Origin of the sequence: Paralysiella testudinis, from assembly GCF_016894345.1 — a bacterium.
Taxonomy (GTDB): domain Bacteria; phylum Pseudomonadota; class Gammaproteobacteria; order Burkholderiales; family Neisseriaceae; genus Paralysiella; species Paralysiella testudinis.
The window spans coordinates 1,347,543-1,359,749 of the sequence record NZ_CP069798.1; the positions used below are offsets into that span (position 1 = coordinate 1,347,543).

At 49.5% G+C, this 12,207-nt stretch carries 10 protein-coding genes; 3 read left to right on the plus strand and 7 right to left on the minus strand.

Features of this window, described 5'->3' with window-relative positions; translation table 11 throughout:
• Positions 1-74: 74 nt before the first annotated feature.
• The gene (locus tag JQU52_RS06965) at positions 75-1,184 is read right to left on the minus strand and encodes an ABC transporter substrate-binding protein (protein ID WP_230340392.1); all 1,110 of its coding nucleotides are present in this window, start codon (positions 1,182-1,184) and stop codon (positions 75-77) included.
• Between the two features lie 35 nt (positions 1,185-1,219).
• Between JQU52_RS06965 and JQU52_RS06970 the strand changes: the two genes are divergently transcribed.
• On the plus strand, positions 1,220-1,456 hold the full coding sequence (locus tag JQU52_RS06970) for a hypothetical protein (protein WP_230340393.1): 237 nt from the start codon (positions 1,220-1,222) through the stop codon (positions 1,454-1,456).
• Between the two features lie 18 nt (positions 1,457-1,474).
• Here the strand turns inward: JQU52_RS06970 and ugpQ are convergent, their stop codons facing one another.
• The 3 genes from ugpQ to JQU52_RS06985 form a co-directional block, all read right to left on the minus strand.
• Positions 1,475-2,239: a glycerophosphodiester phosphodiesterase gene (gene ugpQ / locus JQU52_RS06975; protein ID WP_230340394.1), complete on the minus strand. Its 765-nt coding sequence runs from the start codon at positions 2,237-2,239 to the stop codon at positions 1,475-1,477.
• A 442-nt stretch (positions 2,240-2,681) separates the two neighbouring features.
• Positions 2,682-3,053, minus strand: a complete 372-nt coding sequence (locus JQU52_RS06980) for a response regulator (protein ID WP_230340395.1) — start codon at positions 3,051-3,053, stop codon at positions 2,682-2,684.
• Between the two features lie 37 nt (positions 3,054-3,090).
• On the minus strand, positions 3,091-5,067 hold the full coding sequence (locus tag JQU52_RS06985; protein ID WP_230340396.1) for an ATP-binding protein: 1,977 nt from the start codon (positions 5,065-5,067) through the stop codon (positions 3,091-3,093).
• 518 nt (positions 5,068-5,585) lie between these two features.
• Between JQU52_RS06985 and JQU52_RS06990 the strand changes: the two genes are divergently transcribed.
• Both JQU52_RS06990 and JQU52_RS06995 read left to right on the plus strand, forming a co-directional pair.
• A complete protein-coding gene (locus tag JQU52_RS06990; protein ID WP_230340397.1) occupies positions 5,586-7,571 on the plus strand; it encodes a substrate-binding domain-containing protein in 1,986 nt (661 codons plus the stop codon).
• Positions 7,572-7,874: 303 nt separating this feature from the next.
• Positions 7,875-8,129 carry a transposase gene (locus tag JQU52_RS06995; protein ID WP_328301308.1) on the plus strand — a complete coding sequence of 85 codons (255 nt, stop codon included), beginning with the start codon at positions 7,875-7,877 and terminating at the stop codon, positions 8,127-8,129.
• A 166-nt stretch (positions 8,130-8,295) separates the two neighbouring features.
• Here the strand turns inward: JQU52_RS06995 and nemA are convergent, their stop codons facing one another.
• The 3 genes from nemA to hslV form a co-directional block, all read right to left on the minus strand.
• Positions 8,296-9,390, minus strand: coding sequence for an N-ethylmaleimide reductase (gene nemA, locus JQU52_RS07000; RefSeq protein ID WP_230340398.1), 1,095 nt, complete (start codon positions 9,388-9,390; stop codon positions 8,296-8,298).
• 276 nt (positions 9,391-9,666) lie between these two features.
• Positions 9,667-11,004, minus strand: coding sequence for an ATP-dependent protease ATPase subunit HslU (gene hslU, locus JQU52_RS07005; protein WP_230340399.1), 1,338 nt, complete (start codon positions 11,002-11,004; stop codon positions 9,667-9,669).
• A 514-nt stretch (positions 11,005-11,518) separates the two neighbouring features.
• Entirely contained in the window at positions 11,519-12,052 is a 534-nt protein-coding gene (gene hslV / locus JQU52_RS07010) for an ATP-dependent protease subunit HslV (protein WP_230340400.1), read from the minus strand.
• Positions 12,053-12,207: the final 155 nt, after the last annotated feature.

Here is a 12,207-nt window from a genome sequence, read left to right on the forward strand (position 1 = left end):
GTAGATAACGCACAGAAGTAAAAGCCCGGTAAAGCCGTTTTCAGGCAGCCTTGCCGGGCGGGTAATACGATTTATTATTGATTAATCAACACTTTTTGCTGCCATAAAGACGGCAGTTCTTTAGATGACTTTTCCCATGCAGCGGCATCGGTTACCGGCTTGGCTTTGGCATACTGCGCTTGCGGCAACAGCTTTTTCTGTACGTCTTCCGGGATGGTCAGGTGCTCGAAGCGGATGGGGCGGGCATAGCCGCGCGCCAAGTTGAGCTGGCCTTTGTCGGAGAAGATAAACTCGCGCGTAAGCATGGCGGCATGCGGGTTTTTGGCGTATTTGTTGATGATGGTGGCGTAGCCGGAGGTGACTGAGCCATCGCTGGGAATCACCACCTCAAAGCGGTTGGTGTCGATTTGATCGCGGTAGTTCAAGCCGTTGAAGTCCCATATCACCGCCACTTCCACTTCGCCTTTTTCCAAATTGGCTACCGAGGGGTCTACCATGGCCAAGCGTTTTTGCTTGGCCAGCTCGGCAAAGTAGTTTAATGCGGGGGTTAAATCGGCTTCGGTGCCGCCCAAGGCGTAGTTGGCGGCCAAGACGCCGTTGACGGCTTGGCTGGCGCTGGACACATCGCCTACGGTGATTTTATAGGGCGAGTTTTTCAAATCCGCCCAGCTTTTGGGCACATCTTTAACGCGTTGCTTGTCGGCAATAAAGGCGATGGTGCCGGTGTAGGCAATCACCCAGTTGCCGTCTTTGTCTTTGGCCCAGTCGGGCACTTGATCCCAAGTGGTGGGTTTGTAGGGCTGTACCACGCCTTTGTCTACCGCAATCGGGCCGAAGGTGGCGCCCACATCGCCGATGTCGGCGGTGGCGTTGTCTTTTTCAGCGGCGAATTTGGCGATTTCTTGCGCCGAGCTCATGTCGGTGTCTTGGTGTGCCAAGCCGTATTCTTTTTGCAAATCGGCCCAGGTTTCCTGCCAGTTGGCCCAAGTATCGGGCATGCCCACGCTGTTGACACGGCCTTCGGCTTTGGCCTTGGCAATCAGCTCGTCCATGCTCAGTGCGGCAGCAGGTGGGGTGGAGGCGGCAGTGGTGGCGCTGGCGCTGGATTCGGCGGTTTGGCTTTGGCCGGAGCAGGCGGCCAAGGCAATCAACGGGGTGGCCATCAGTAAGTGAAAATAACGCATGGTATTACCTCTAAAGTCAGATGTGAGTAAGGAGGATGCTGGCCGCAAGCGCAAAAGCCGTGGCGGTGTTGGTTTGTGGGCTTGGTGCCCGGTTGGCTTGCGGATGGCTGGGAAACAACAGCGAAAGCCTAGGCATTAAAACGGGTTTATTGTTGTCTGGTCAACCACAGCCGGGTATTTTGCAACAACAATATGTCAATTTGATGAATATCGCATTGCGGTATCCGCATTCATTCGGCATGCCGTTTGCGCTTAAAATGCCGCCAATGTGATCGTGAAACCCACGCGGATTATGGCTGCGCGCTGAAAACGCGGTCTACGGCGTCGGTAATCACGCCGTTCACGCCCCAATCAATCAGTTGTTGCGCGCGCGCCATATCGTTTACAGTCCACACCAGCACCGCATAACCGGCTGCCTGAAAAAAAGCGATGCGTTCGGCATCGGTGCCGCTGTCGGGCACATGCAGAGCCATGCAGTCGAGTGTTTGCAGTTGTGCCAGCAAAGATTCGTGGTCGGCAGGCCATTCTTCAATCAACAAGCCGCGTCGGCTATGGGGAAAGGCTGCCTGAAGCGCGGCCAAAGCCACGGTGGAAAAAGAAGAAAACAACGGCGGCAAAGCAGCATCTTGCCACAATTGATTGGCGGCTGCGCCCACCAATTCGGCGGTTTCGGCATCGCGCCCGATGCAGGGCTTGATTTCGATATTGGCGGCCATGCCGTGGCTTAGACAGAAGTCGGCAATGTGCGCCAAGGTGGGAATGGTGGTGCCGGCAAAGGGTGGATGGCCCACGCTTACATCTACTGCAGTAAGTTCTGCCGCGCTCATTTCTTTGGCGATGCCGTTGCGCCCGGCGGTGCGTGGTAAGTCGTCGTCGTGCAGCAGCAGGGCGATGTTGTCGGCACTGAGCTTGACATCAAATTCGGCCATGCGAAAGCCGTGCTGATGGCCAATGACAAACGCAGCCAAGGTGTTTTCCGGCGCCAGCGTGCCGCCGCCGCGATGGGCAATCCATAAGGGGTAGGGCCAGTGTGTGGGGCTGATCGGCGTTTGCATTAAGTGTGCCTTCGTGTATTGGAAAGGGACGATAAAAACGATGTGATACCAATTCTAAAAAATAACCTAACTGCGTTGGCTCGCCTTAGCGCAAAGCGAACGACTTTGTAAGGCGCTAAAGCGCCAACAAACTCTGTTTCGTACTAGGTGTACTGTCTGTGGCTCAGCTCAAAGAGAGCGATTTACTACGGCGCTGAAGCACCAAGTAAATCAGCTCCGCCTTGTTATCTTATTTTTTATACCAATTCTACAAAATAACCTAACTGCGTTGGCTCGCCTTGCCGTACTACTTGTACTGTCTTCGGCTCGCCACCTTGTTATCTTATTTTGTAGAATTGGTATTAGAATTGGTATGAAATTATGAAATATAGATGTGAAATATATAATCAAGGCTGCCTGAAGTATTTCAGGCAGCCTTGCCTATAAGCCACATCATTCTGGTTCAGCTGCGGCTTTTCTGCATCAATTTACCCAAAGCCAATGTTAATTGTTCATCGGTAAACGGCTTGCAGATAAAACCTCGGGCACCATATTGGATGGCTTTTAGGCCGGTTACCCGATCCGACAGTGCCGATACCACCAAAATATTGGCACCGGCATTGATGGCGCGGATGGCTTTGATGCACTCCAAGCCGTCTACTTTGGGCATGGTTAAATCCATGGTAACCAAATCAGGTTGGTGCTTTTTAAATAATTCAATGGCTTCTTCGCCATTGGTGGCGGTGGCCACCACGTCAATTGGCTGCTCTTGCAAGCAGCGCTCAATGCGGTTGCGGATAATATTGGAGTCGTCAACAATCATTAACTTAAACATGTGAAAATACTTTCATTAATTTATTTTTAGATTTACTTTAGGATTTTGTTGCTTGCGGCAAAATAATGCTGAAGCGGGTGTATTCTTCGGCCGATGAGCTGACTTTCAGCTTGCCGCCCAGTTCGTGTACAGTGGTTTTAATAATATCCATGCCCACGCCTTTGCCTGCATCCTCACTGGTTTCATTGGCCGTTGAAAAGCCGGAGCTGAACATCAATCCCAATAATTGCTGTTTGCTCAGATTATTGGCTTGGGCCGCACTGAATTGGCCGCTGGCCGCGGCTTTCAGGCGGATAGCATCAAAATTGATGCCGTTGCCGTCGTCTTCGGCAATCAGGGTTACGGTGTTATCGGCATTGCGGCTGAGTGACAGCGACACCTTGCCTTGCGCTGCTTTGCCGCGCTGTTGGCGTATTTCCGGGGTTTCAATGCCGTGCACAATGGCATTGCGCAACAGTTGGATCACAATGTCTTTAATCGAGTTTTGCTGTGCGGTGCTTAAGATACCATCATCTAGGCCGACGCAAGACATTTCAATCTGCTTATGGTTTCTGCGGCCAATATCGGCGGCAAAATTGCGGAAATATTGCTCGCGTGAGCCACTTTGTGGTGTGTTGCTATTGTGGCCGGGCTTGCTTACAGGCCGGTTAAAGGTATTGCCCACGCGCTTGCTGTAGCCTGCCAATACGTCTGTTAACTTATACAAATCTTCCAGTAACACTGCCAAGCCGATAAAGTCTTGGCCGGTGAGGGTGGATTTTTTGCGTAATTGGCGTAGCTCATCTTCAAAAATCTCACAGGTATTCACCATGCGGTGCAGGTTCATGGCCGAAGATTCACCTTTTAAGCTGTGGATTTCGCGGGCAATATAGCGGGCTTTTTCCTGCATTGCGCGCTGATTTTGCTCCGGGCGTTTGAGGGTTTCGTTAATTACCTGAATCCGTTGCTGTGAGCCGGTGATAAAGTCGTGCAAAATGGCCGGATCTGCATTGATTACGGTGCTGAGCATTTCAATTTCACGATCGCTTTGTTCGCGCTGCTCTTCCAGATTGCGTTGCAGCAATACCGATTGCGACGTATCGCTCACGCTCACCAGCACCCGCTCAATCTTATCACCACGGTAAACCCGTGAAAATTTGAAGTCGAGGTATTTGGTGGTCAAGCCGCTATTGGGGTCGTCAATATCGGCACGGATGCGGTGCAGCGGGTTGAGGTCTTCAATCAAATCTTCCACTACCCAGTCGCTATAGAGCTGTTCGATAAAGGTTTGGGTGATTTCCAAGTCTTCTTTCGGCACAAATTGAGCCAACACATCGGCAAAGTTTTTACCGCCCAAATCGCGTTGGCCGATAATGTTTTCTAATTGAGACGAATATTGGCTGCCGATGGTTAAATCCGGTGCCACCAAAAACAGGCCTTCATTGATGGTGGCCATGATTTCTTCGGTTTCTTGGCGGGCATCAGCCAACGCAGAGTCTGCTTGAAATAATTGTCTTAAAGCACGAAATACGATGAATAAAAAGATGGCCAATGCGAATACAATACCGACAACCTGAACCAAACGCACAAAGTTGGCTTGGTTTTGCGCACGCTGACCTAATGCAGTTGCTAAGCTGGTCATTTCACCTGAAATACGGCTGTTGTAAATACGGGCATAGTCTGCAGCAAATTGAATATTGTCTAATTGTAAATTGTTATTTTTGTAGCCGGTAGTAAAGTTGTCCATCAAGCCTAGAAAAGGTGCCCATAATTCTTTGGTAAGTGCAACATTTTTTTGTGCCGAAGCGATGTCAATGGCACCGATTTGTACTTGATTACCTGAGGCGTCTGCTATAGACCCGCCTTGATCAAATACAGTTAACGTGTTGCCGAATAAGTCTTTGGCATGAGTCAATTCATTGAATTGTTGATAGGTTTCGGCTTTAAGTGCGGTTACATCCACTGAACCGTCTTGTGAGAAATCTCGTTGTGCCAATAGGTTGATGTCACTTAGATTTTTAGAAATTTGCTGCATTAGATTGGTTTGTCGTGAAGCAATATTGATTTCTACCGCAGATTGTTCAACCTTATAAGAATAGTAGTAATTCAACCCTAAAACTGCGATATCGAAAAATAAAAAAACCACTACGGATATGATGATTGCACGATATTTTTCAAAATCAATTTTGGTATAAAAACGATTGGATTGTTTAATTGATTTTTTATCTGCCAAGGATGCCTGCTTTTTGGGTACTTTGTTTTCTTTTCTCATTGCTTGTCAATCCGTTTGTTAGTAGCGTATGATTAAGGAATATACATGTAAGCTTATCTACTTTAACCAGATTTGACAACTATTTATATTTTTAAAAGTTGGGGTACTAAAATTATTTAGTATTAAATAAATAACCAAGCAAATCCCTCTGCCTGCAGATGTAGGGGCAAACGTAAAATCCAGAGTGTGGCTAAATTAAAACACCTGCCGGATTGCCGTAATTTTCAAAAATGGGTTTGGTATTAATGAGGTTTCCCAATTGCTTGTTTAAAGGATTACTTATGAAGTTAAAGTTTTTTTTATTCTGCTCCGCATTATTTGTATTACTGGGGTGTGGGCAAAGTATGCAGGATTCGCAAACAATAGCATTGGCCAATATTGATAAAGAAGCTGCCGTTATTGGTGTTTCGGTTAGCAATACCAACGAAAACGCTGAGTTTGCCAGTGCATTCCAAGGTTATGCCAAACAATATCCGGAAACAAAATTCATCATCAGCGATGCACAAGATAATCAGCAAGTGCAGATGAACGGCATAGATGACATGATTAGCAGTGGTACTAAAGCATTGATTATTAATTTAGTAGATACCACACAAGCGGCAGCAGTTATTCAGAAAGCCAAAGCTGCAAATTTGCCCGTTATCTTTTTTAACCGTAGCCCTAATCCAGAAGTATTACGCTCTTATGATAAAGCTTACTTTATTGACGGCGATCCCGTTCAAGCAGGGGTTTTGCAAGGTTTGGATGTTTTAAGCAAATGGAAAGTCAATCCACAATGGGATAAAAATAAAGATGGAAAAATTCAATTTGCCATGCTTACGGGGGCAAAAGATAATCCGAGTACAAAAGCTAGAACTAAATGGTCAGTAAGTACCATTCAAAGCTACCCGGAATTGGCGACGCCGGTTCAACAGATTTTTCTAGATTCGGGTGTATCGAATACCAACGTTGCCAATTTGCTTGTATCACGATGGCTTGAATTGCCTGAGTCTGATGAAATTGAGGTTATATTATCCAATGATGACAGCATGGCGGTTGGTGCATTGATGGCTTTAAAAAGCCGTAATCTATCATTACCAGTTTTCGGAATTGATGCGACACTTCAAGGCCTCGGTTTGGTTAAATCTGGTGATTTGGCAGGAACAGTTTATAACAATGTACATGAGCAGGCATTGACATCTATAAGGGTTGCTAAGAATCTCATTGGGCAGCGCCAACCTATGGTAGGTATGGATTACCGCATTGAATATCAAACTATTTTGGTTCCCTATCAGTTAGTGACTGAGCAAATGTTAGCTCAGGCTAAGCCAATTTCTTTGACTCAGGTAACGCAGAACACAAATAAGGGCAGCGGTACTCCTCTAACCATGGCGGTAGTCGGTAAAATTGGAGGTATTCCTTGGTTTAATGCAATGGAACAGGGTGTTTTGCAACAGGCGAAAGAGCTGGGTGTTGATGCCTTTATGGTTAATCCTAAAGACACGAATCCACAAAGTCAAATTAAGATTATTGAGGATTTAATTGCTCGAAATGTTTCCGTTATTGGTGTAGTGCCCAATGATGCGCCTGCTCTTGAAACTGTGTTTAAAAAAGCCAGAGAAAAAGGCATAACGGTGATTACGCATGAATCACCAAAATCTGTCAATATTGATACGAATTTTGAAATGATTAGTACGCAGTCATTCGGAAATAGTTATGGTTCATTGGTTGAGAAAACCACTGGTTGTAAAGGTAAATATGCTGTATATGTTGGTGATTTAACGACACCGGCGCATAATCAATGGGCAGATGCAACCATTGATTATCTTAAAAAAGCATGTCCTAACATGACTCAAGCAGGTGCCAGATTGGGTGTGGCGGAATCAGCTATTGAAAGTGAGAAAGCCACAGCAAAACTTATTCATGAGTATCCGGACTTGACGGCAGTGATGAGTTTTGGCAGCCAAGGACCAATTGGTGCTGCACAGGCGGCTAAGTCAAATAATATGGCAGGCAAATTAGTCATTGTGGGTTTATTCTCTGCAACACAAGGTAAAGAGCTAGTTCATGAAGGAGTTATTACAGGTGGGTATATTTGGAGCCCGTTGGATGCAGGTAAGGTGTTTGTTCAATTGGGGAAAATGATACGCAATGGTGATAATGTAAATAACCAAGATTTTATTCCTATTCTGGGCGAGGTGAAGCATGATGGTAAAATCATTTATGCCAATACTCCTTTATCACTGGATAAGTCTATGGTTGATGCTCTCTCACAAATGGGCTTGTAAGTAATTAGGCCTGTAAATAGTGATTTGAGAAATGGGATTCAGATTTTAAAAGTCTGAATCCCATTTTTATAAAAATAAAATCTATTTATAGGGCGAGCCTTGGCGTATCAAGCCAAAAATGGTGAAACTGGTGAGCTGATACCAATTCTCAAAATAATCTAACTACGTTTATATCTTTGGTGCAGTGTGCTTGAGAACCGGAACAACAGCGGCTTTGGTGATGCCTAGTGTGAACAAAGAGGCGATGCTGCTGCATTTACGGCAAATATCGAAAGAAACCCCCGAAGGCCGGCATGCTGTGGTGTGATGGACGGTGCGGGTTGGCATCAGGATGTCAGCGAACTGAAAAACATATCGATATTGAAACTGCCGCCGTATTCACCGGAATTAAACCCTATAGAACGGATATGGCGGCAGCTGAAGCAAACCTCTTTATCCAACCGTTGCTATAAGGGCTATGGGCAGATTGTAGAGGCCGGCTGTGCTGCGTGGAATGCGTTGGTTGCAGAAAAAGACAAGCTCTGTTCGCTGGTGGCTTGTGAATGGGCTTTATTATAGATTATTTATTTTAAATGGTATAAATAATGGTTATGTTTGATGATTAAAAATTAGGCAGCATACTTTTCAGGACACCTCCAAAATTCGTTACAAAAAAATTGTAAACAGACCCCAAAACACATGACAGAGGCTAAGTATTTCAATCTTTTAATTTGACCGTTGAAGATTACGGGCTAGGATAATCGGTATAACCTGCGGCACCGCCGCCGTAAGTTGTGGCGTTGTCTACGGCGTTGAGCGGTGCGTTTTGGGCGATGCGCTCGGGCAAGTCGGGGTTGGCGATATAGGCGCGGCCGAAGGCGGCGGCGTCGATAAGGTGCTCGCCAATCAATTGCTCGGCCTTGGTGGCATCGTAAGCACCGGCAGCAAAGATGGGGCCGTTAAAGGTTTGGCGGATGCGCTGGCGGAAATGTTGGCTGTAGGGAAGGCCGCCGGCCCAATCCGGCTCGGACAGGTGCAAAAACGCCGGAGCGCGTTGGTTGATTTGTGCCATCAGCCATAGGCTGTCTTCTTCTTCGTAGCCGAAATCCACGCTGTTGAAGGCGCCCAAGGGCGACAGGCGGATGCCAACATGTTGGCGATCCCACGCGCTGATGCAGGCGTCGAGCACGTTTAGCATCAGCCGGGCGCGGTTTTCGCGGCTGCCGCCGTATTCGTCTTGGCGCTGGTTGATGGCAGCGGCCCAAAATTGGCTGAGCAAATAGCCGTGGGCGCCGTGGATTTCGATAAAGTCGAAACCGGCGGCACGGGCGCGGGCGGTGGCAGCGGCGTAGTCGGCAATCACTTGTTGGATGTCGGCCAGGCTGGCGGCGCGGGCGGGGCTGGTGGCGGCGCGGATGGTGCGGCCTTGTTCATCGCGCAAAGAGGTGCGCGCGTCGATGGCCGCGGCAGAGGCGGAAATCGGCGCTTGGCCGCCGGGTTGCAGGCTTTGGTGCGACACCAAGCCGGTGTGCCACAATTGCACTGCGATTTTGCCGCCGCGTGCGTGCACGGCTTGTACGATTTCAGTCCAAGCGGCTTGTTGTTCATCGGTGTGCAGGCCGGGGGCGCCGGCATAGCCTTTGGCTTGGTAGGATACTTGGGTGGCTTCGGTGATGATTAGCCCGGCGCTGGCGCGTTGGGCATAGTATTCGGCGGCCAGCGGCGAGGGAATATCGTCCGGCTCGGTGGCGCGCAGGCGGGTGAGCGGCGCCATTAAAATGCGGTTTTGCAGCTCGGTATTGCCAACTTGCAGCGGGGTAAACAGTATATCGTGTGCCATGGGGTGTTTCCTGTGTGGGCTTGGGGTTTTCAGGCAGCCTTAAATACTCAGCTTAAGGCTTGGGTAAAATTCATATTTGTCGCTCCTGCGTAGGCAGGAGCCCAGTCTGAAGCACGGCTTCAGCGGGTTTGCACAAAGAAAAATTTTATTTTCATTTTTTATCAATAGTTTATTTTGTTGATAACAAGCAAAGCGCTGCTTTGCACTGGGCACCCGCCTACGCGGGTGCGACATGGGCGGAATTTTGCAAAACCTTCAGGCTGCCTGAAACGTTATTTACAGCACATAACGCGCCAAATCTTCGTGTTCGGCAATGTCTTGCAGGCGCTGGTTGACGTAGTCGGCGTTAATCAATGTATCGCCTTGCGGGGCGTGGAAGGAGACGTCTTCGAGCAGTTTTTCCAGCACGGTGTGCAGGCGGCGCGCGCCGATGTTTTCGGTTTTCTCGTTCACCTGATAGGCGATTTCGGCCAAGCGGGCGATGCCGTCGTCGGTGAATTGCAGGTTTACGCCATCGGTATCGAGCAGCGCTTGGTATTGGCAGGTGAGGTTGGCGTCGGTGCCAGTGAGGATGGCTTTAAAGTCGTCTACGCTCAGGTTGTCCAATTCCACGCGGATGGGGAAGCGGCCTTGCAATTCGGGAATCAGGTCGCTGGGCTTGCTTAAGTGGAAGGCACCGGAGGCGATAAACAGGATGTGGTCGGTTTTAATCATGCCGTATTTGGTTTGCACGGTGGTGCCTTCCACCAGCGGCAATAAGTCGCGCTGTACGCCTTGGCGCGAAACATCGCCGCCGTGGCGGCTGCTGTCGGTGGCGATTTTGTCGATTTCATCCAAAAACACGATGCCGTGCTGCTCTACAGCGGCCACGGCTTGTACGCGCAAGTCGTCGTCGTTTACCAGCTTGGCCGCTTCTTCGTCTAGCAGCAGCTTCATGGCGTCGGCCACTTTCATGCGCTGCGATTTGGTTTTGCCTTTGCCCATACCGGCAAACATGTCTTGCAATTGGTTGGTGAAGTCTTCCATCCCCGGCGGCCCCATAATCGACATGCCGGCGGCGGGGGTGGCGGCCACTTCAACGTCTACTTCTTTATTGTCCAGCTCGCCACGGCGCAGCATTTGGCGGAATTTTTGGCGGGTGCTGTTTTCCGGTGCGGCTTCGGTCGGCTCTTCGGCAAAGCCTGCTTGGCGTGGCGGCGGTAAGAGGGCATCGAGAATGCGGTTTTCGGCGGCGTCTTGGGCGCGGTCGCGGTTTTTGCTGATGGATTGCTCGCGGATATTTTTGAGTGCCATTTCCATCAGGTCGCGCACGATGCTGTCGACATCGCGGCCAACATAGCCTACTTCGGTGAATTTGGTGGCTTCAATTTTGATAAACGGCGCATTGGCTAGCCGTGCCAAGCGGCGGGCGATTTCGGTTTTGCCCACGCCGGTGGGGCCGATCATGAGGATGTTTTTGGGCACGATTTCGTTTTGCAGCGGCTCGGCCACTTGGCTGCGGCGGTAGCGGTTGCGCAGTGCCACGGCCACGGCGCGTTTGGCTTTGTCTTGGCCGATAATGTGTTTATCCAGCTCGTGAACGATTTCTTGCGGGGTCATTACGGAGGTGCTCATGGGGGTGTCCTTGTTGCTGGTTAGGCAATCTGTTATACCAGGTTGTTTGAGTAATGGTTATAAACTAATGAAGTTGTGTTTTTGTACCTGTTAAGGCTGCCTGAAATGTAGATTTGTCATTGCCGAACTTGATTCGGCAATCCATTGACAAGCAGTTTAGAGAAAACGAGTTATTTTAAAAACGAGCTGTATTTTAAATATTCGTTTCTATATCGTTTTACTTTGCGCTTCATGGCCGCGCGGCCACTTACTTTTCTTTGCTTCGCCAAAGCAAAGTAAGCAAAAGAAAGGCGACCCCGGTTGCAGGTTTGGCTACGCCAAACTTCCCTCACTGCACATGCTTTTGGCGGCGCTCGCGAGTCGCTGCGCTCCGGACCGCCCTTATTTCCGCCAAAACCACGTTTCGTTCGGCTGCGCCAAGGGAAAGGCTGCACGGATTACGCGTTCAGGTAGCCTGTATAAGCGCAAATAGCTTAATAAATGACTGTATTTTCATGCGAATACATCATTTCAGTTATAAAGTTTCGATGGTGTGGTGTTGATTGGTGTAGATGCAGATATCACCGGCGATTTCCAGCGCTTTTTTCACCACCACTTCGGGCGGCAGCTCGGTGTTTTCCATCAGTGCGCGTGCGGCAGACTGGGCGAAGGCGCCGCCGGAGCCGATGGCGGCAATGCTTTGCTCAGGCTCCAGTACGTCGCCGTTGCCGGTGATGACCAAGGTGTTGGCTTTGTCGGCCACAATCAGCATGGCTTCCAGGCGGCGCAAGGCGCGGTCGGTGCGCCATTCTTTGGCCAGCTCAATGGCGGCTACCATCAGCTTGCCTTGGTGTTTTTGCAGCTTGCTTTCAAACAGCTCAATCAAGGTGAACGCATCGGCGGTGCCGCCGGCAAAACCGGCCAGCACTTGGTTGTTGTAGAGCTTGCGCACTTTGCGGGCGCTGCCTTTGATGATGGTGTTGCCCAGCGTTACTTGGCCGTCGCCGCCGATGGCGACATTTTCGCCCCGGCGTACCGACACAATGGTGGTGCCGTCGAATTGTTGCATGGTTGTTCCTTTGTATAGATGAGGCGTTGGCAATGCAGGGCAAATAAGGGCGCGGCAGGCGGGTTTCAAGCGCAGGCGTGGCGGTGGCCGTGTTAAGATGCATCAATTATTTTTGCCAAAATGGTATGTTTGGGTTCAGGCAGCCTTGGGTTGCC

What these genes read in the sequence shown, in the direction of transcription:
- JQU52_RS06965 (WP_230340392.1), bottom strand. Translation starts at nt 1,184, where the DNA reads ATGCGTTATTTTCACTTACTGATGGCCACCCCGTTGATTGCCTTGGCC.
- JQU52_RS06990 (WP_230340397.1), top strand. Translation starts at nt 5,586, where the DNA reads ATGAAGTTAAAGTTTTTTTTATTCTGCTCCGCATTATTTGTATTACTG.
- JQU52_RS06985 (WP_230340396.1), bottom strand. Translation starts at nt 5,067, where the DNA reads ATGCAGCAAATTTCTAAAAATCTAAGTGACATCAACCTATTGGCACAA.
- nemA (WP_230340398.1), bottom strand. Translation starts at nt 9,390, where the DNA reads ATGGCACACGATATACTGTTTACCCCGCTGCAAGTTGGCAATACCGAG.
- hslU (WP_230340399.1), bottom strand. Translation starts at nt 11,004, where the DNA reads ATGAGCACCTCCGTAATGACCCCGCAAGAAATCGTTCACGAGCTGGAT.
- hslV (WP_230340400.1), bottom strand. Translation starts at nt 12,052, where the DNA reads ATGCAACAATTCGACGGCACCACCATTGTGTCGGTACGCCGGGGCGAA.
- JQU52_RS06980 (WP_230340395.1), bottom strand. Translation starts at nt 3,053, where the DNA reads ATGTTTAAGTTAATGATTGTTGACGACTCCAATATTATCCGCAACCGC.
- ugpQ (WP_230340394.1), bottom strand. Translation starts at nt 2,239, where the DNA reads ATGCAAACGCCGATCAGCCCCACACACTGGCCCTACCCCTTATGGATT.
- JQU52_RS06970 (WP_230340393.1), top strand. Translation starts at nt 1,220, where the DNA reads ATGCTGGCCGCAAGCGCAAAAGCCGTGGCGGTGTTGGTTTGTGGGCTT.